Consider the following 19,310-nt stretch of genomic DNA (forward strand, 5'->3'; position numbering starts at 1 on the left):
GGCGCCCGCACCCCGGGGGTCTACGGGGGGCCCCCGCGTATTCCCCCCCTGTGGCCGGCGGGGGGGGCCGCGGGCCGCGCCGGGCCGGGCCGCCCCCGGGCCCCCCGGCCACCCCCCCGCTAGGGGGGGTCGGGCGGCGCGGCCCCGGGGCGCCGGGGCCACGTCCGGAGCTTGCCGGTCGGGACCGGCGGCGCAGTAGGGAAGGAGCGGCAGCGCCTGCCGCGGCTTTTCCTGCGTCAATGTCTCTGGCCGCCCCCACGACACCGGCCCCGTGACCGGGCCGGGCCACCCCGGGCCACCACCGGGACCGGACCGGACGAGACCGGCCACCACCGGGGCGGGGGCGGAGGCGGAGGCGCTGGCCGGCCGAGGGACGGGCGACGGCCAGGACCACGGCACCGACGGCCCAGCAGCCGTAGTGGGTGAGCAGCAGAGGCGGTGCCCCGCCCCCGCCGTACGCGGCGGAAAAGATTGCCCGGCGCACCGAACCGGCGCCGGACCTCGAACGTCTACAGGTGCGTGGGTGCGCACGTGACCTCGCGCACCGAGTCGTATTCGAGGGGAACCCAACACGTCATGAACACCAAGATGACCACCGTGGCCCTTGCGGCGATCGTCGCCGCCGGCACCGCCGTCGCCGCCGTCCCGGCCTCGGCCGCCACCGCCAAGGCCGCGCCGACGCGTTGCCACACCGCCGACCTGAAGGCCGGTTTCGCCACCGGGGACGACGCGAAGCCGGAGATGGGGCGGGCCGGGAAGCAGACGCAGGCGTTCATCTGGTTCACCAACAAGAGCAACCGCACCTGCACCCTGTCCGGCTTCGCCGGTGTCGACATGGTCGGCGCCCAGAAGACCGACGGCACCTGGTCCCTGGCGCGTTCCTCCAAGAAGCCCACCAAGATCACCCTGAAGAAGGGGGCCACGACGAACTTCAGCGTCAACCTGCTCCCCGTTGCCAAGTCCACGCCGCAGAAGCAGAAGTTCGTCCCCGCGACCTTCCTGGTCACCCCGCCGAACGAGACGAAGCACTTCACCCTGAAGTGGCCGTTCGGCGGCCAGATCCTGAAGCAGGACGGCGCCACCCACCCGGGCACCTACCTCAACCCGGTCGGACAGTAACCCCCGCGGCCGCGCGGTCGGAGCTCCAGGACGGCTCTGACCGCGCGGCGCTCGGGAGGGGGCGGCGTCGCCCTGTGGGGTCCGCTCCGGCGGCGGAACAGACCGCGGAGCCTGCCGGCCGCTGGTCGTGGTCGTGCTCCGGCTCCGCCGTCGCCGGTGCCAGTGAGCAGGGCGTGGGCGAGGTGCCGGTCGGCACCGGCGGGCGCCCCTGCGGACCCTCACCGGGCGTTACGAGTCAAGCGGGCCGGGCGCTGCGCCGACTTGTTAAGCTGAGCGGGACGTAGACCGTGTATCGAGGAGTGGCAGACGTGGTGGGTGACGACGACATCTCCGGGTGAGATCCGGATCTGACGGCCACCGGCCGGCGCTCAGGAGCGCTGCCGAGGTGGTCCGTTTCGTCGTACCCCTTTTCCCACGTCTGCCCCGGGCAGCGGCTCAAGCGCGTTGCCCCCGCCCTTTCGAGGTCGCCTCCATGTCCGACGCCGCTATCGTCTGCTCGAACCTCTCCTTCGCCTGGCCCGACGGCACCCCCGTCTTCCAGGACCTGTCCTTCACCGTGGCCCCCGGCCGCACCGGCCTGGTCGCCCCCAACGGTTCCGGCAAGTCCACCCTGCTCAAGCTCATCGCCGGTGAACTCAAGCCCGCCACGGGTTCGGTGTCCGTCAGCGGCACCCTCGGCTACCTCCCGCAGAGCCTCCCCCTCGTCGGCAACCTCACCGTCGCCGAGGTGCTCGGCGTCGCCGCCGTCATCCGCGCCCTGGACGCCGTGGAGTCCGGCGATGTCGCCGAGGAGCACTTCGCCACCATCGGCGACGACTGGGACATCGAGGAGCGCACCCGCGCCCAGCTCGACCGGCTGGGCCTGGCCGGCCTCACCCTGGACCGCAGCCTGAGCACCCTCAGCGGTGGCCAGGTCGTCTCGCTCGGCCTCGCCGCCCAGCTCCTCAGGCGCCCCGATGTCCTCCTGCTCGACGAACCGACCAACAACCTCGACGTCGAAGCCCGGCACAAGCTCTACGACGTGCTGTCGGACTTCACCGGCACCCTGCTCCTGGTCAGCCACGACCGCGCGCTCCTGGACCGCATGGACCGCATCGCCGAGCTGGGCAGCGACGAACTGCGCCTGTACGGCGGCAACTTCACCGAGTACGAGGAAGCCGTGCGCACCGAGCGGGAGGTCGCCGAGAAGAACGTCCGCAACGCCGAGCAGGAGCTGAAGCGCGAGAAGCGCGAGATGCAGCAGGCCCGCGAACGCGCCGAGCGCCGGATGAGCAACGCCTCCAAGAACCTCAAGAACGCCGGACTGCCCAAGATCTTCGCCGGCAACATGAAGCGCGGCGCCCAGGAGGCCGCGGGCAAGTCCGGCACCATGCACGCCTCCCGGGTCAGCGAGGCCAAGGCCCGCCTCGACGAGGCCGGCCGTGCACTGCGCGACGAGCAGCGTCTCGCCTTGGAGCTCCCCGACACCCAAGTGCCCGCGGGCCGCAACCTCTTCCTCGGCGAGGGTATGCAGGTCAGCCTCGGGGACCGCGAACTGTTCGCCCCGGGCGGCGTCGACCTGACCATCCGCGGCCCCGAGCGCATCGCGCTCATCGGTGCCAACGGCGCCGGCAAGACCACCCTCATGCGCCTGGTCACCGGCGAACTCGCCCCGGACAGCGGGGAGATCAAGCGCAACGACGGCCGCATCGCGTACCTTTCCCAACGCCTGGACCTCCTCGACCTGGAACGCACGGTCGCCGAGAACTTCGCCGCGTTCGCCCCCGAGCGCCCCGAGGCCGAGCGCATGAACCTGCTCGCCCGCTTCCTCTTCCGCGGCGCCCGCGCCCACCTCCCGGTCGGCGTCCTCTCCGGTGGCGAACGCCTGCGCGCCACGCTCGCCTGCGTCCTGTGCGCCGAACCGGCCCCGCACCTGCTGCTGCTGGACGAGCCGACCAACAACCTCGACCTGGTCAGCGCGGGCCAGCTGGAGAGCGCCCTCGACTCCTACCAGGGCGCCTTCATGGTGGTCAGTCACGACGAACGGTTCCTCGCCGAGATCGGTGCGAACCGCTGGCTGCGGCTGGCCGAGGGCACGCTCAAGGAGACGGGGGTGCCCGAGGTGTGAGCCGTTGACGTGTGCCATGGCCCGTGTCCGAGGCGCCGTACGCCCGGCGGGCCGTCCACCGCTCACCCTTGGGGGACCCCTGTGTCCGCACTGATCGCTCACGACCTCGTCCGCACCCTCGGCGAGCGCCGCGTCCTCGACGGCGTCTCCCTGACCGCCTCCCCCGGCCATCGCATCGGCCTCATCGGGGAGAACGGGGTGGGCAAGTCCACCCTGCTGCGGGTTCTCGCGGGCATCGACGACCCCGACGCGGGCAGCGTCACCCGCCCCGCCGACCTGGGCTTCCTCCATCAGGAGATGCCGTACGACGACGCCGCCACCCTCGCCGCGGTGCTGGACGAGGCACTGCGCGAGGCCCGCGAGGATCTCGCCGAACTGGACCGCCTCGGCCAGGAGCTCGCCCGCACCCCGGAGGACCGGGCCCTCCTCGACGCCTACGGCCGCCGCCTGGAGCAGGCCCAGGACCGGGAGTCCTGGGACGCCGACCGCCGCGCGACCCTGGTCCTGGACGGGCTCGGCCTCGGCGCGTTCGGCCGCGACCGCACCCTCGGCTCGCTCTCCGGTGGCCAGCGCGGCCGCCTCGCCCTGGCCGCTCTCCTCGTACGCCGGCCGTCGGCGCTGCTCCTCGACGAGCCGACCAACCACCTCGACGACGGTGCCGCCGCCTTCCTGGAGGAGCAGGTCCGCGGTATGCCCGGCACGGTCGTCGTCGCCAGCCACGACCGGGCGTTCCTCGACGCCGTCTGCACCGACCTGATCGACCTCGACCCGGCGGTGGACGGCCCCGTCCGCTACGGCGGCGGCTACAGCACCTACCTCGCGGAGAAGCTGGCCCAACGCGAGCGCTGGGAGCGGCAGTTCGCCGCGGAGCAGGAGGAACTGGAAGCGCTGCGGGAGTCCGCCGGCGTGACCGCGCACCGGGTCGCGCCGGACCGCGGCCGTACCGACAACGAGAAGATGGGGTACGGCCGCCGGGCGGGCCGGGTGCAGCGCCAGATCTCCCGCCGGGTCCGCAACGCCACCCGGCGCCTGGAGGAGCTGGACCGGACCCGGGTCCCCGAGCCGCCCCGCCCGCTGCGGTTCGCGGCCGGGGAACTGGCCGCGCGCAGCGAGGAGGATTCACGTCCCCTGGTCGCTCTCCACGGCGTACGGGTGCCGGGCCGGCTCACCCTGGACGGTCTGGAGGTGTCGCCGACCGACCGGCTGCTCGTCACGGGCGGCAACGGAGCGGGCAAGTCGACGCTGCTCGCCGTACTCGCCGGGCGGCTGCCGGCCGAGGGCGAGGTGATCCGGCGGCGCCGGCTGTCGGTGGGCCTGCTCACCCAGGACACGGTCTTCGAGCGGCCCGACCGCACGGCCCGCGACACCTATGAGCTGGCGCTGGGCGCGCGGCGGGCGGAGAAGGTGCCCCTGGGCTCGCTCGGCCTGCTGTCCGAGGCGGACCTGGACAAGCCGGTCGGGCAGTTGTCGGCGGGCCAGCGCAGGCGCCTGGCCTTGGCCCTCCTGGTGGCCCGCCCACCCCAGCTGCTCCTGCTCGACGAGCCCACCAACCACCTCTCGCCAGCCCTGTGCGACGAACTGGAGGCCGCCCTGGGCCCGGGCCCCGGCGCGATCGTCGTGGCCAGCCATGACCGCTGGCTGCGCCGACGCTGGCAGGGCCGTGAGCACCGGCTGACACGGTAACGCTTCTCGCTCCCGGAGGGAGCCACCCGCCGAGACGGTGACGGAGTCGGCACCGGGGCCGGAGCCCAGGGGATCGGGCGCCGTCGAGGCCGGCGGCGGGGTCGGATCAGATCAGGCCGGTGCGGACGCCGTGGGCTACCGCGTGGGCCCGGTTGCGGACCTGGAGGCGGGTCATCAGGTCGTACATGACGTTCTTCACGGTGTGCTGGGAGCAGGAGAGCCGCCGGGCGATGGCCGCGTTGCCGTGCCCCTCGGCGACCAGCGTGAGCACCGTCCGCTGCCGGGCCGTCAGCGGCGAGCGGGGGGTGGGGTGCCGGCGCTCCGCGTCCTCGCCGCCCGCCTCGCCGAGGAGGCGGACCAGGACGCCGTAGGGCATCCTGCCCTCGCCGTACCGGGCACCGCGGACGGCGGCGAGCAGGCGCTCCGGCGTGGCCTCGGCGGTCTGCAGCATGACCACTGCCCCGGCCCGGACGGCCAGCCGCACCCCCGCGGCGGTGAAGGTGTCGGCGACCAGCAGGAGGGGGCCGCCGCCGGGTTCGGGCCAGCCGTCGAGCGCCGCACCGGGCGTCCGGCCGGCGGCCACCCGGACGGCCCCGTCGGACCGTACGGCGGCCACCTCGATGCCGGCCCGGCGCAGGCCGGCGGCCACCGTGTCGCGGGCCGCCCCGCCCGCCGGGCCGAGGTGCACGCGCAGCCGGCCGTCGCGCCGGCCGGCCTCCGGCGCCGCCTCCAGGACGAGGCCGGTCACAGCAGGCCCGTCCGCAGGGCGTAGGCCACCGCGTGGGCGCGGTTGCGCAGCCGGAACCGCTGGGTGATGTCGCGGACCACGGTGGTCACGGTCCGCGCGGAGTAGCAGAGTTCCTTGGCGATCTCGTCGGTCTCCCGGCCGTCGGCCACCATCCGCAGCACCGCGCGTTCCCGCTCGTCCAGGCCCCAGCCCGGCACCTGGCCCCGCGCCTCGGGGTGGGGGCCGGCCTCGGGGCCCTGGTCGAGGAGGCCGTCGATCAGGTCGGGCGGCACGGTGCAGTCGCCGCCGGCCACCGTGGCCACGGTCCGCGCCAGCCGGTCGGCGTTGACCTCGTGCCGGCGCAGGAGGCCGCGCGCCCCGGCGTTGATGGCGTCCGCGGCCTCGGCCGGGGACAGGTCGGACGCGATCACGATGACGGCGGGCCGGTGCGGGCCGGCCCCGGTCGCGTTCACCAGATCGAGTTCCTGACGGGCCACCCGGTCGGAGATGACGATGGCCACGTCGGCCTTCTCGCCCGGCGGGACCAGGGTGATGTCCGGGTTGCCGGACAGGGCGCTGACGGCGCCGGCTTCGAGTACCGGGTCCAGGGCCACGACGCAAAGCGGCAGGGGGCTGCCCATGTGCACTCCTCGGTCAGCGTGGAACGAACCTCTCGGCGAGGAGTCTCGGCAACCCGCGCGCCGCGCCGCATGGGGCGCGGTCACCCACATTCCCGTACCCGCTCAACGCCCCCGGGCCGCGCACCGGCGACCGCGCCGCGCCCGGCGGGGCACCGCCGGGCGGCCGGTGCCGCCGGGGGCCCGGCCGCCACGGACGCGGACCCGTCGGGCCCGCTCGTAGACCCGCCCCCGCCCGCCCCCGGCTCGCTCCCGAGCCCACTCCCAAGCCCGCCCCCGCCCGCCCCCCGGGCCGCCCCCGCCCCGCCGGCGGCGCGAAGGCGGGCGCGGTGGCGACCTCGAGTGGGTAGTCGGCCGAGGAATGTACGGGTAGTGCTCCCCTGTACGGGCGGGCGACACCGCTGCCAGAGTGGCGGACGTGACCACGACCGACACCGCCGGCCCCGCCACGCAGGCCCCGCCCTCCTGGTGGGCGCCGGCCGCGACACTGCGCGAACGGCTGTCGGCCCCGCACCCGCCGGCGGCGCCGGCCGCGGGCCCGGCCGCCCGGCTGCGCACCCGCTCGGTGGTCGGGCTGGCCTGCGAGTCCGTGCGCACCGCCCGGCTGGGCGCCGACGCCCGGCTGGTGGCGGCACTCGCCGCCGAACCCCCGGCCCGGCTGGCCGGCCGGCTCGCCAAGCCGCGGTGGGTGGCGTTCGTGGAAGGCGCGGTCGCCGCGGCCCCGGAGACACCCGCGGAGGTCCCCGGCGCGGCGGTCACCGCGCCCGCCGACGCGGCGGACGGGGCAGCCGTGTTCGAACCGGTGCTGCGCCCGCTGGTGGCGGCGGCCGTCGCCGAACTGGCCGGGCAGGCCGCGGCGGGCGGCGCGGAGCCCGGCGAGACGGCGGTGTTCGCCCGGCAGTACGCGCGCTGGCTGGCGCGACGGCTGGCCAAGGCGGCGGCCCGGACCCTGGTCGTCGAACTCGCCGCCGCGCGGACCGCGGGAGACCTGCCGGGCGCCACCGCGGCGGACCGCTTCGCCGGCTTCGCCGCCCGGGCCGGCACCCGGGCGGGCCTCACCCGGCTGTTCACCGGCTATCCGGTGCTCGCCCGGCTGCTGGCCCTGACCTGCCGGCACACCGCCCGGTCCGGCGCCGAACTGCTGGCGCGGCTCGCCGCCGACCGGCCGGAGCTGGCCGACACCTTCTTCGGCGGACGGGACCCGGGCCCGCTGGCGACCGTCGAGCTGGGACTCGGCGACCTGCACCAGCAGGGCCGGTCCGTGGCGGTGCTCCGGTTCGCCGGCGGCGGCAGCGCCGTCTACAAGCCCCGGCCGGTCGACCAGCACGCCCTGCTGGACCACATGGCCGGCTGGCTGGACGCGAAGGTACCGGGCCTGGGGCTGCGCACCCCGCGCTGGGTGGCCGGGGACGGCTACGGGTGGCTGGAGTACATCGACCACCGGACCTGCCGTTCGCTGCCCGAGATCGACCGGTTCCACCGCCGGCAGGGCGCGCTGATCGCGCTGGCCTACACCCTCGAAGGGGTCGACCTGCACTGCGAGAACCTCCTCGCCCACGGCGACCAGCCCGTGCTCGTCGACGTGGAGACACTGCTGCACCCCGTCCTGCGCGAGAGCAGGACCACCCGGCCCGATCCGGCCGCCGCGGCGCACGCCTCCTCGGTGCACCGCACCTGCCTGCTGCCGCAGCTCCTGATGGGCGAACTCGGCGCCGTCGACGTCTCCGCGCTGGGCGGCGCACCGGGCGGGCAGTCCCCCGACACCCGGATGGTCTGGGAGGACGCCGGCACCGACGAGATGCGCCTGGTGCGCCGCCCGGCACCGTTCACCGGCGCGCTGAACCGGCCCTACGGCCCCGCGGCGGCGCCCCGGAGCGCCGACCGGCTCGCCGCGGTCCTGGCGGGGTTCCGCACCGCGTACGACGCCGTCGTCCGGCACCGCGACGAACTCTCCGGCCCGGGCGGGCCGCTGGCCGCCGGCGCGGACGCGGTCGGCCGGCTCGTGGTCCGCCCGACGAAGCTGTACGCCACCCTCCTGGAGGAGGCGACCCATCCCCAGTTGCTGCGCGACGGGCTCGACCGGGACGCCATGTTCGCGGTGCTGTGGGCCGAGTCGGACGGCGACCCGGCCCGCCAGTCCCTGATCGAGTACGAGATCGCCGACCTGTGGGACGGCGACGTCCCCGTCTTCTTCCACCGGCCCGGCTCGCCGGAGGTCCTCGCCTCGGACGGCAGCCCGGTGCCCGGCGTCCTCGGCACCTCCGGCCTCGCCACCGCACGGGCGAAGCTGGCCGCGATGAGCACCGTCGACCGCCACGCCCAGGAATGGATCATCTCGGCCACCCTGGCGTCCACGGAGCCGGACGCCGCCGGACCCCGCCACCGCGCGGGCCGCCGGGCCCGGCCCGCCCCGGCCGCCCTGCCGGAGCCCTCCGCGCTGCTGGCCGCCGCCTCCGGGCTCGCCGACGAGATCGCCGGCCGGGCCGTCCACGGGCACGGGCGGGCCAACTGGATCGGCCTGGAGGCGGTCGACGACCGCTGGACGGTGCTGCCCATGGGCGCCGGACTGGCCCAGGGCTACAGCGGGGTCGCCCTGTTCCTGGCCCAGCTCGGCGCGCTCACCGGCTCTGCCCGGCACACCGAGCTGGCCCGGGCGGCCCTCGCCCCGGTGCCCGAACTCGTCGCCGCGATGGCCGCCGACCCGGCGCTGAGCCGGGCCGTGGGCCCGGGCGGCTTCGACGGCCTGGGCGGGATCTGCTACGCCCTCGCCCGGGTGGCCACCCTGGTCGACGACGACCTCGCCGCATGCCTGCCCACGGCGCTGGACGCCCTCGCCCTGGCGGCTGACGGCGACGACGCCCCGCCGGACGTGTCGGCCGGTCTGGCCGGAGCGCTCGCCGCCCTGCACGCGGTGCACCACGAGCGCGGGCTGCCGCAGGCGGCCGGCCTCGCCGACCGGATCGCCGAACGGCTGCTGCGGCTGCCCCCGGCCGGCCCCGCCGGCGACGGCGCACCGGAACGCCCCGGCTTCGCCTTCGGCGAGGCCGGGATCGGCTGGGCGCTCGCCCGGCACGCCCGGTTCGCCGGCGGCCCGCTGGGCGAGCGGGCCGGCGCGGCCGGCCGGGCCCGGCTGACCGCCGCACTCGCGGCGGCGGACCGGCTCGACGCCGGCTGGTGCTCCGGTACGGCCGGCGTGGTGCTGGCGGCGGCCGACGCCGGGCTCTGTCCGCGGGCGGGCGAGGGCCCGGCACGCGACGCGAGTTGCCGGCTCACCGAACACCCGCCGGTGGCCGACCTCAGCCCGTGCCACGGCGAACTGGGCGTGACGGAGGCGCTGGCCGCCCTCGCCGGACGGGGCCACGCCGAGGCCCGGAGCAGCCTGACCGGCCGGACCGGCCTGGTCCTCGGACTGCTCCAGGACTGGGGGCCCCGCTGCGGGACCCCCGGTCACATACCGACGCCCGGCCTGCTCACCGGGCTGTCGGGCATCGGCTACGCCCTGCTCCGGCTGGGCTTCGCCGACACCGTGCCCTCGGTCCTGCTGCTGGGCGCCGCCCGGGACGGCGGACGGGGCTGAGGGCCCGGTACGACCCGGTGCCCGCAGGGGGCGCCATGACCACCTCGTCGATCGAACAGCGCGACAGTCAGCCGAAGAACGGTCCCGGAGCGGACCGGTCCCCACGGAAAGGAAGCCCCATGTCCCACTTCCCGCAGAACGGTTCCGTCCACGGCGAGGCCACGGGCGCGTCCACGGCGGTCATCGACCCGGCCGGCGAGATCCGACTGGTCCGCTGGAACGGGGCGTGCGCCCGGACCCGGGCGCTGGCCGGGATGAGCCTCGGCAGCGGCCTGGTGGTCGAGCTGGCCTCCGCCACCATCACCACCGTGTCGGTGCCCGGCTGACCTGCCGTCACGCACGGTGTATCCGAGCAGACGTGCGACCTTCGGGAGAGGAGTGACTACTATCCGGAGGTATGCGTCTTCGGGCAGCTCATCTCATTGGCCGTGTGGCCGAAGTCACCGAGCTCGGCGAGTTGTTGGGGGATCTGGAGCGCTCGCGCGGGGCCACGGCGTTCCTGGTCGGGGAGGGCGGCATCGGCAAGTCCCGGCTGGTCGCCGAGCTGATCGGCTCGGCGCTGGACGCCGGGGTCCGGGTCCTGAAGGGCCGGAGCAGCACCATTGGGCCGATGGTGCCGCTCCGGCCCCTCACCGAGGCCCTGATGCCGCTCTCCCGCGGCGGGGTGACCCCGGACGAGGCGAGCCTCGGGCCGTACCGCCCGGTCCTCGGCCGGCTCATCCCGGGCTGGAGCACCGGCGCCCCCGACCAGGGCTCGACGGTGGTGCTCGCCGAGGCGGTGCTACGGCTGCTCGCCTCCGCCGGCCGCGACAACGGCTGCCTGCTGGTGCTGGAGGACCTGCACGACGCCGACACCGAGACCCTCGCCGTCGTCGAGTACCTGGTGGACAACCTCGGACAGCAGCCGCTCATGCTGGTGGCCACCGTCCGGTCGGAGCCCGGCGAGGCCCTGCGGCTCGCCGAGTCCGCCGGCCGCCGGAACAGCGCGACGCTGTTCCGGCTGGCACCGCTGGACGCCGACGAGGTCGGCCGCATGATCGCCTCCTGCCTGGACACCGACCCCGGCTCGATGCCGGCCGAGGTGCTCGTCCAGCTCTCGGAGGACAGCGCGGGCATCCCGTACCTGGTCGAGGAACTCCTCCAGGGCGCGGTCGCCGGCGGCGCGCTCGTCCGCGAGGGCACCGCCTGGCGGGTCGCCGGCGACCTGCGCCGCAATATGCCGAGGGCGCTGCTGGAAGGCGCCATCCACCGCATCGATCAACTCGGCCCGCAGGGGCGCACCCTGCTCAGCGCCGCCGCCGTACTGGGCCGGCGCTTCCCCCTGTCGGTGCTCCAGGCGATGACCGGGTTCGACGACCGGAGCCTGCTCAGCCATCTGCACGCGAGCGTGGCGGCCCGGCTGGTCGCGGCGGACGAACCCGCCCCCGACTGGTACGCCTTCCAGCATCCGCTGACCGCCGAGGCGCTGCTCGCGCAGCTCACCCCGACCGCCCGGGCCGCCCTGTCCCACCAGGGCGCGAACGCGATCGAAACCCTCAACCCCGGCCTGCCGGGCGACTGGTGCCCCCTGGCGGCCACCCTGCGCGCCGACGCCGGCGACCCCGTCCGGGCCGGCCGGCTGTTCACCGAGGCCGGGCGCCGGGCCCTCGCCGACGGCGCGGTCGGCTCCGCGGTGGCGCTGCTCGACCGCGCCGAACGGCTGCTGGCGGGCGGCGGCGACTCCACCGCCCGCGCCGAGGCCCTGGAGGCGCTGCTGCCGGCGCTCGCGGAGACCGGGGACCTGACCCGCGCGCTCAGTCTCGCCGGGAGCCTGCGCGAACTCGTCGGTGCCGGCCTGGGCGCGGCCCGGCTGGCCGCCCTGCACACCCGTCTCGCGCACGTGGCGTACATGGCGGGCCGCTGGGCCGACGGCAACAACCAGATCGAGCGGGCCCGCGCCCTGCTGGGGACGGCGCCGGACGAGGCGCACGCCGCGCTGACCGACGTGGTGGAGGCGTACCTGTGCCTCGACACGCCCGGACAGGACCGCACCCAGCGGGCGGAGCGGCTGGCCCGGGCCGCGCTCGGCACCGCCGAGCGGCACGGCCTGCCCCTGGTCGCCTGCCAGGCGTGGGAGCTGCTGGGCGTGGTCGCCCGCGAACGCGACCTGTCGGAGGCCAGCACCTACCTGGAACGGGCGATGAGCACCGCCGAACGGCACAGCCTGCCGTTGCAGCGGATGTACGCGCTCACCCGGCTCGGCGGCATCCGGTGGCTGGACAACGGCGGCACCGCCACCCTCGAGGAGGCCCGCACGGAGGCCCGGCGGCTGGGCGCGGTCACCATCGTCTACGACATCGACGGCATCCTCACCCTGCACGACGTGCTGTCCGGACGGTTCGGCGAGGCCCGGGCGCTGGGCGACGAGACGCTGACCATGGCGGCCCGCCTGAAACTGACGTCGGTGGCCCGGTACCTGCTGATGACCCGCTCGGTGCTGGCGGCCCACCAGGGCGACCGGGCCGCCATGGAGGAGGCCCTGACCGACTTCGGGCGCTGGGACGGGAGCGGTTCGCCCGAGGAGCCGCTGGTCCTCGGCCTGGCCCGGGTCTTCTGCGCGCTGCTGGAGGAGGACCGGGAACAGGCGGACCGGGTCATGGCCGACCTCCAGGCGCTGGAGACCGAGAACCCGAGCACCTTCCATCTGAGCGGACGGCACGGCCTCGGCCTGCTGCTCGACGTCCTGGCCGGCCGGACCGGCCGTGCCCGCCTCGACCGGGTGGCCGCCGGCGCCCCGGGCCGGATGCGGTGGAACCGCCACTTCGTCCTGCTCGCCGAGGCCGTCCTGCTCGGCCGGGAGGGCCGGCCCGAGGCGGCCGGCCGCACGGCACTCCTCGCCCAGGACGCGGGCGCGCCCTACCCCACCGCCCGCCACCTGGGGCAGCGGCTGGTCGCGGAGGAGGCCCACGCGCTCGGCTGGGGCGAACCGGAACGATGGCTGCGGGAAGCCGAGCACCACTTCCGAGAGACCTCCGCCACGGCGGTGGCCGGCGCCTGCCGCACCCTGCTCCGCGCGATCGGCGCACCGGTGCGCCAGTACCGCACCGGCAGCGATCGGATACCGCCCGAGCTGCGGCTGAAGGGCATGACGGTCCGCGAGTACGAGATCTTCCAACTGCTGGCCGACCGCCCCAGCAACAAGGAGATCGCCGCCCGGCTCTACATCTCCCCGCGCACCGTCGAGAAGCACATCGCCAGCCTGATCGCCAAGACGGGACTGCCCAACCGCTCACAGCTGTGCGCGCTGGCGGCGGAGCAGACCTGAACGGCCGGACGGGGCCCCGGGCCGGAGCCCGCCTGAGGCGGCGGCAGGTGCCCTCGGCATCGAAAGTGGCTGGTCGTGACGCTGCGGCCTGTGTTTCCATGCCCGGATGAACAGCGAGAGCACCGCGCCGCGTGCGGAGGGGCCCGGCCGCTGGGTCCGGCAGCGGGCCGACGGCGATGTCGAGGAGTGCGTGCGGATCCTCGCGGAGGTCCACGCGCGCGACGGCTATCCGGTGAACTGGCCGGACCGGCCCGGCGAGTGGCTGTCACGCGGCCCCCTGCTGGGCTCCTGGGTCGCCGGACTCCACGGCGCCCTGGCGGGGCACGTCAGCCTGTCGCGAGGCGGCGAAGACGATCTGGCCCCGGTGCTGTTCAGCGAGCGGACCGGGGCGGCGCGGGGCAGGACCGCCGTGGTCGGCAGGCTGTTCGTCGCCCCGCGGGCGAGGGGGCACCGGATCGGTGCCCTGCTGATCGGCCGGGCGGTGCAGGAGGCCCGGCGACGCGGCCTGCATCCCGTGCTCGACGTCGTCGCGTCCGACACCGCGGCGACCGCCCTGTACGAGCGGCTGGGCTGGGAGCTGATGGCCACGGTCGAACAGCGGTGGAGTCCGCACCGGACGGTGACCGTCCACTGCTACGCGGCACCGCCGTGACGCCCCCGCCCGGTGGCCGGCGCCTCGCCCTGCTCAGCGCGTGCTGATGCAGAAGGGATGCCCGGCCGGATCGGTGAGGACCCGCGCCCCGTCCCCGTGCGGCTGGTGGTCCGGCTTGCCCGCGCCCAGCTCCAGCAGCCGGGCCTCGGCCTCGTCCAGGGTCCCCTCGACCTTGAAGCAGAGGTGAAGCTGCTGGGGAACGATCTGGCCGGGCCAGCTCGGAGCCCGGTAGTCGTCGACGCGCTGGAAGCCGATGAACAGTCCGTGCTCGCCGTGGAGACCCGCGAACCCGGCGTCCGACTCCGGGTGCGGTTCGAGGCCGGTGGCCTGCTGGTAGAACGCCGCCAGAGCCGGCGGGTCGGGGCAGTCGAGTGTGATCGCGAGCAGCTTCATCTGCGCGGGCATGGCGTCTCCGGGGCGGTGGGCGGGCGTGCGTGGCAACACCCTAGAGGCCGCCGGAGCGGCCGCGGGCGCCTGCAGGCGGCCGGAGAGTCCCGCGCCGGGTCCGGGCCGTGCGGCCGGCGCCACCGGAGTCGTACCGGTGGCGCGGCCGTCGCGTCAGGCGGCCTCCCGATCGGACAGGAAGGCGAGCAGCAGGGTGAACAGGCTGACGAGCCGGCGGCCGCGTGGTCTCCACGACGGGTTCGTCAGCGACCGGAACCGGCCGTTCGTATGGCACGCGAGCGGCCGGGCGTTTCCTGTGACCGGGTGGACGCGGCGACGCGCAGCCGAGCGGAAACGGTCACCGGCGGCCGCAGGCGGAGACCACCGCCTCGGATCCCGCCGGTGTGCGGACCTGGGCCAGGGTCGTGGCCAGGGACTGCCAGACATGGGCGGCCAGGTCCAGGTTCCGTGCGTCCGCCGCCTGGTGACCGAGGCGTTGCAAGGCCGCTATGCCCTCCTCCACGCGGCCGTCCAGGATGGTCAGCCGGCCTTCGAGGACGGCCAGCCGCACCCGGTCCCGATAGGGCAGCCGCAGCTCGTCGCCGCGCGGCAGGGCACGGCACAGCGCCCGGGCCTCGTCGAACCGTCCTTCGTGGAAGGCCAGTTGGGCGCGCAGCGCCTGCAGCTCCTGGCCGTGCAGGCGTGTGCCGGTCAGCTCGACGAGCGCCTCGGCCTCGTCCAGCCAGCGCCGGGCCGCCTCCAGCCGGGGCGGGGACGTCTCCAGCGCGGCGGCGGTCGCGGCGGTGCGCAGCCGCGTCCACAACTCCAGGTCGTCCCCGCCCTGGAGCAGGCCGAGGGCGGTCTCCAGACGATGGTGGGCGGCGGTGTGGTCCCCCTGACGATGGCTGACCAGGGACGCGGTCCACAGGGCTTCGGCCGCCTGCGGCGCGGTGGCCGAGGGAAGCAGGTCCCGCTCCAGTTCGTGGACGTGCCGGCCGGCCGCGTCGAGCCTGCCCAGTTCGGTCTCGACACCGATCAGCATCACGAGCGCGGTCAGGGTGTCGGCCGCCTGGAGCTCCTCCTCGCGCGCGATGGCCAGCGCGGTCACGGCCGCCGCCTCCGCCGTCCCCAGGTCACCCAGTGCCCGCAGGCACCGCGCGTACTGGACATGCGCCCGCACCCGCAGTTCCGGCACCGCCAACAGCTCGCTCAGATCGATGAGTTCGCGCAGCCGGCCGCGTTCCTCCTCGTAGTCGCCGTTGCGGTCGTCGATGCGGCTGAGCAGCCACAGCGCCTGCCAGCGGCTGGAGGGGTCCGCGCGTTCGTCGTCCCGCAGCGCGTGGAGCAGGGCGACGGTGCTGTCGGTGCCCGGGGGAGCCGAGGACGCGGACGCCAGCGCATGGCTGAGGGAATCGCAGCCCAGTGGCTCGCTCAGCGCGGACACGTCGACGCCGAGCCGCTGGGCCAGGTAGGCGGCGGCGCGCGGGGTGGGCCGGCGCTCACCGGACTCCAGCCGTGACAGGTACCCCGTCGACATGCCCTCACCGACGACCGCCGCCTGGCTCAGCCCTCGTTCGAGCCGGAGTTTCCTCAGCCGGCGCCCGAAGTGCGGCTGCTCGAGCATTCCCACCCTCTGATCCCCCGAGGTCTTCGTGAGTCCGCTTCCTTCCGCGCGTCCGTCGACAGCGTGCGGAAGTTGTCCATACTCTACGAACCACCGACAGCACCGGCAACACCGTTGTGATCGTGAAAGCCGCCGGTCATCCACTGTTGTTTCCCTCTTCGCCGCCTTTCCGTCGCTCCGGGCAGTGGTGGTGGACGGCCAAAAACGGCCTGGACAAGAGGAGTTGACAACCTCTCGATCCGGTCAGGCAAACCCTTGCCAAGGGCATTGCCCCGCCTTAGCCTCCAAGGTGCCGACCTGATGCGATCTCGCCCTCGTCTCCGGAGGTCCCCGTGCTCCCTCGCGTCCTGTCGGGCTCGTCGTGGAAGCAGGCCGCGCGGAAGGGCGCGGCAGCCGCTTCCCGTGCGCCGGCAGATGGTTCAGCCCTGCCGGCGCCGCTGCGGCGGCCCTGGCGGGCGTAGCGGTGGTCCGGCGGATCCCGAGCGGACGACATCGGGGAAGAGGAGCCCCGACAACGTTGTCCGAAGGACGTGGCGCATCTCAACCCCCCATGCACAGAAAAGAGGGTACGTCCGTGGCCACCATGAGCACCGCCTCCTCTCTCGCTTCTCCTTCCTCTTCCGACGGCGCGAAGGCGGCCGCCGTCTCCGCTTTCGGATCCGTTCCGCCGGACACCGAGGGCAGGGACTGCAGACGTCGTACGTACACGGCCCACGTCTCCGCCCGGGACACGACCGTCACCGCGGCGGAGACGGAGTTCGCCGGAGCCTTCGGGCTCAGTCCGGGCGAGATATGCGGCCGTGACCTGTGCGACCTCCTCCTCGCGCGGCTGCCCGCGAACCTGCGGCACCGGTTCGCCGACGTCTGCGAAGGCCGGTCGAACTGGTTCACCGAGCAGGTGACCGGCCGGGACGGCACCGGCCGGACCTTCCGCGCCACCTTGACCGCCATAGCGGTGGCCTGCCCGGACGGCCCGGCCGGACTCGTCATCCTGCTCAGCCACACCGGCGACCACGACCTGTGGGAACACCGAAGTGGACACACGCTCAGCGCACTCGACGCACGCGTGCTCGAGGGGGTCGCGAGCGGTGCGTCGACGGTGCAGCTGGCCAGCCGCCTGTACATGAGCCGCCAAGGAGTCGAGTACCGCGTGGGGCGGCTGCTGCGCAGGTTCGACGCGCCCAACCGCCCGGCGCTCGTGGCGCGCGCCCACGGACTGGGGATGTTCGCCGTGGGACAGTGGCCGCCGCGCGTCCTGCCGGATTTCGTCGAGTAGCCGCCACCCGCCCCCTCGCTCCCGCCGCGGCGACCGCGGACGGCGCGCACGCCGTCCGCGGTCTGCCCGTGCGCGGCGCCGGCCCGCCCGGGACCGGATCTACGCCGCCGAGGGCAGCCAGGCCTCCCGGAAGCGGCGGCGGGCCCGGTGCAGACGGGACCGGACCGTCCCCACCGGCAGGGAGAGGACCTGAGCCATCTCCTCCTCGTTGAGCCCGTAGGCCCGCAGGGTGAGCACCTGACGGTGGGAGGCGGAGAGCCGTTCCAGCACATCACTGATGTGCACGGCGTCGAGCGGGTTCGCGTCCTGGTCCGCGTCGACGGGAACGTAGGGGCCTTCCTCGCCCGCCCGTTTCACGGTGCGGACGGCCTCGCGGACCGTCACCGAGCGCACCCAGCCGTAGAACGCGGCCGGTTCGCGCAGGGTGGGCAGGCCGCGGTAGATGGCGAGGAGCGCCTCCTGGGTGGCGTCGGCGCCGTCGTCGTGGGTGACGGACCGGCACAGGCGGGCGACATACGGCGTGATCGCGGTCAGCAGACGGTTCATCGCCTGCTCGTCACCCGCCTGGGCCCGGGGCAGCAGCGCGAGGGGAGTGGGGATGGGGCCGACGGTGCTCATGGGGGGAAGTGCTCCTTGTGGCAGCCGGTGCGGTAGGGCGCGGTGGGCCGGGGTGGCCGTCCTCACCGTGCGGGTGCGGGCAGGGGCGCGGCGACGTCCGTGAAGGCGAGGAGCCCGGCGCGGACGTCGTCGCGGAACGCCCGCATGAAGGAGGGGCTGAAGCAGGCGGTGAAGTGCGGGAACTCGATGGCGAGCCGTCCCTCGAAGGAGACGACGCAGGCCATGACGGGACTGCGGCCCGCCTGCGGGAAGTACTGTTCGCGGGCGGGCACCAGCCGGACGTCGGTGGCGCGCAGTCCGGCCGGCAGCCGGGGTCCGGGAACGACACCCATGTTCGTGGCGATCACGGTGGCCAGCTGCAACGCCGGGTTGCGGGGGATCTCGGGCGTGATGCGCATCTCGTGGTACTGGTCCGCCCGGGCGAGGAAGTCGCGCAGCCGGGTGTGGACGGTACGCGCCAGCGTCATCGGGTCGGTGGCGGTGGCGACTTCGAGGGTCTGCAGATGGGTGGTGACCGCCGGCACCATCAGCAGGGCGGGCAGCGGCGGGGACAGCCGGGACCGCAGGTCGACGGGGGACAGGCAGCCCAGGGTGCGCGGGCCGTCGCCCTCCAGGCGGCGCCGTGCCGTCGTCAGCAGCGCGGCGGCGACGAGGGAGTGCACGGACACGCCGGCCTGGCGTGCGGTCCGCCGCAGCCGTGTGGTGTGCTCCTCGTCGAGGGCGAGCCGGCACACCTCGATGCGGCCCTCGGGGGCCGGCTCCGCACCCGGTCCGGCGTCGGCCGGCCGCGGCACGTCGTAGCGCACGAGTTCGACGGGGTGCCGTCGTGTCGCTTCGATGCGCTGCTCCAGGTAGGCGGCGGTGGCCGCGGGGTCGGCGTCGGGCAGCGACCGGCTGACGGGCTGGGGCCAGTGCGGGGAGGTGCCGCCTTCCTCCGGGGAACCGGTGGCCGAGCCGGCCGCGGCCGGCCGCTCTTCGGCCCCGCCGCCCTCGACCAAGGTCCGGTAGTGATCCCAGACGGCGTTGTGCAGGGCGATGCTGCTGTGTCCGTCGGTGATCGTGTGGTCGATGACGAGGACGAACAGATGGCGGTCGCCGTCGGGCGAGCTCACCAGGACCGCGCGGCTGAGCGGGCCCCCGACCGGCAGCGGGGTGTTCAGCTCCGTCGCGTACACCTCCTCGCCGCCGGTGCGGGTGACCAGCCGGGGCCGTTCGTCCTCGCCGAGGAGACGCAGCGCGAAGCCCTGGCCGTCCGGCGCGATACGTGCGCGCAGCGTCGGGTGGCTTCGCGTGACGGCGTCGAACGCCGCGGACAGCGCCCCGGTGTCGACCTGTCCGCGCAGGGTGCACGAGAGCACCGCTCTGCTGCGCTGCCCGACGTACAGCGTCTCGACCGGACACAACGGACGGTGCATGCCGCCAGACCTCTTTCCCTGGGTATGTCTGCCTGATCGCACGGCTCGTGACGGGTCGTCACCGCCGGGGTGCGGATGCCCGCGGCCCGTTCGAGAGTGCAACGCCGTGGGCCGGCGAATCCACCTGCGACGGGGGGCCGGGGGAAAGTTGCGGGAATTCCTTAGAACCCGCCGGGGCCGGCGCTA

The 19,310-nt window shown here is 75.0% G+C and carries 14 protein-coding genes; 8 read left to right on the forward strand and 6 right to left on the reverse strand.

Going from position 1 to position 19,310, the window contains the following annotated elements; all coding sequences use genetic code 11:
• Positions 1 to 576 precede the first annotated feature (576 nt).
• The 3 genes from ACH4OA_RS31935 to ACH4OA_RS31945 all read left to right on the forward strand — a co-directional run bounded on the left by ACH4OA_RS31935 (position 577) and on the right by ACH4OA_RS31945 (position 4,909).
• Entirely contained in the window at positions 577 to 1,119 is a 543-nt protein-coding gene (locus ACH4OA_RS31935; protein WP_397935734.1) for a DUF4232 domain-containing protein, read from the forward strand.
• Between the two features lie 472 nt (positions 1,120 to 1,591).
• Positions 1,592 to 3,226 (forward strand): ribosomal protection-like ABC-F family protein, encoded by a 1,635-nt coding sequence (gene abc-f / locus ACH4OA_RS31940; RefSeq protein WP_397972819.1) that lies wholly within the window; start codon positions 1,592 to 1,594, stop codon positions 3,224 to 3,226.
• Positions 3,227 to 3,307: 81 nt separating this feature from the next.
• A complete protein-coding gene (locus ACH4OA_RS31945) occupies positions 3,308 to 4,909 on the forward strand; it encodes an ABC-F family ATP-binding cassette domain-containing protein (RefSeq protein ID WP_397972822.1) in 1,602 nt (533 codons plus the stop codon).
• A gap of 106 nt (positions 4,910 to 5,015) precedes the next feature.
• On the opposite strand, the gene ACH4OA_RS31950 is transcribed toward ACH4OA_RS31945, so the two are convergent.
• Entirely contained in the window at positions 5,016 to 5,657 is a 642-nt protein-coding gene (locus tag ACH4OA_RS31950) for a LuxR C-terminal-related transcriptional regulator (protein WP_397972825.1), read from the reverse strand.
• Complete coding sequence (locus ACH4OA_RS31955; protein WP_365880220.1) at positions 5,654 to 6,277, reverse strand: response regulator transcription factor; 624 nt, start codon at positions 6,275 to 6,277, stop codon at positions 5,654 to 5,656. Before ACH4OA_RS31955 ends, ACH4OA_RS31950 begins: the two co-directional genes overlap by 4 nt.
• 415 nt (positions 6,278 to 6,692) lie before the next feature.
• Between ACH4OA_RS31955 and ACH4OA_RS31960 the strand changes: the two genes are divergently transcribed.
• The 4 genes from ACH4OA_RS31960 to ACH4OA_RS31975 all read left to right on the forward strand — a co-directional run bounded on the left by ACH4OA_RS31960 (position 6,693) and on the right by ACH4OA_RS31975 (position 13,807).
• On the forward strand, positions 6,693 to 9,851 hold the full coding sequence (locus ACH4OA_RS31960) for a type 2 lanthipeptide synthetase LanM family protein (protein ID WP_397972827.1): 3,159 nt from the start codon (positions 6,693 to 6,695) through the stop codon (positions 9,849 to 9,851).
• 119 nt (positions 9,852 to 9,970) lie between these two features.
• Positions 9,971 to 10,177, forward strand: coding sequence for a hypothetical protein (locus ACH4OA_RS31965; RefSeq protein WP_397972830.1), 207 nt, complete (start codon positions 9,971 to 9,973; stop codon positions 10,175 to 10,177).
• A 104-nt stretch (positions 10,178 to 10,281) separates the two neighbouring features.
• On the forward strand, positions 10,282 to 13,155 hold the full coding sequence (locus ACH4OA_RS31970) for an AAA family ATPase (RefSeq protein WP_397946372.1): 2,874 nt from the start codon (positions 10,282 to 10,284) through the stop codon (positions 13,153 to 13,155).
• A gap of 106 nt (positions 13,156 to 13,261) precedes the next feature.
• Positions 13,262 to 13,807, forward strand: coding sequence for a GNAT family N-acetyltransferase (locus ACH4OA_RS31975; RefSeq protein WP_397935725.1), 546 nt, complete (start codon positions 13,262 to 13,264; stop codon positions 13,805 to 13,807).
• A gap of 33 nt (positions 13,808 to 13,840) precedes the next feature.
• Here ACH4OA_RS31975 and ACH4OA_RS31980 read toward each other — a convergent pair whose 3' ends face one another.
• Both ACH4OA_RS31980 and ACH4OA_RS31985 read right to left on the reverse strand, forming a co-directional pair.
• A complete protein-coding gene (locus tag ACH4OA_RS31980; RefSeq protein ID WP_397935724.1) occupies positions 13,841 to 14,212 on the reverse strand; it encodes a VOC family protein in 372 nt (123 codons plus the stop codon).
• Between the two features lie 337 nt (positions 14,213 to 14,549).
• On the reverse strand, positions 14,550 to 15,815 hold the full coding sequence (locus tag ACH4OA_RS31985) for a helix-turn-helix domain-containing protein (RefSeq protein ID WP_397935722.1): 1,266 nt from the start codon (positions 15,813 to 15,815) through the stop codon (positions 14,550 to 14,552).
• A gap of 583 nt (positions 15,816 to 16,398) precedes the next feature.
• Here ACH4OA_RS31985 and ACH4OA_RS31990 point away from each other — a divergent pair.
• Positions 16,399 to 17,091 (forward strand): PAS domain-containing protein, encoded by a 693-nt coding sequence (locus tag ACH4OA_RS31990; protein WP_397972891.1) that lies wholly within the window; start codon positions 16,399 to 16,401, stop codon positions 17,089 to 17,091.
• Positions 17,092 to 17,190: 99 nt separating this feature from the next.
• On the opposite strand, the gene ACH4OA_RS31995 is transcribed toward ACH4OA_RS31990, so the two are convergent.
• Positions 17,191 to 17,709 (reverse strand): RNA polymerase sigma factor, encoded by a 519-nt coding sequence (locus tag ACH4OA_RS31995; protein ID WP_397935720.1) that lies wholly within the window; start codon positions 17,707 to 17,709, stop codon positions 17,191 to 17,193.
• A gap of 62 nt (positions 17,710 to 17,771) precedes the next feature.
• Positions 17,772 to 19,124 (reverse strand): protein kinase, encoded by a 1,353-nt coding sequence (locus ACH4OA_RS32000; protein ID WP_397972833.1) that lies wholly within the window; start codon positions 19,122 to 19,124, stop codon positions 17,772 to 17,774.
• Between the last annotated feature and the right edge of the window lie 186 nt (positions 19,125 to 19,310).

This window comes from Streptomyces sp. NPDC017095 (genome assembly GCF_044332325.1).
GTDB lineage: Bacteria > Actinomycetota > Actinomycetes > Streptomycetales > Streptomycetaceae > Streptomyces.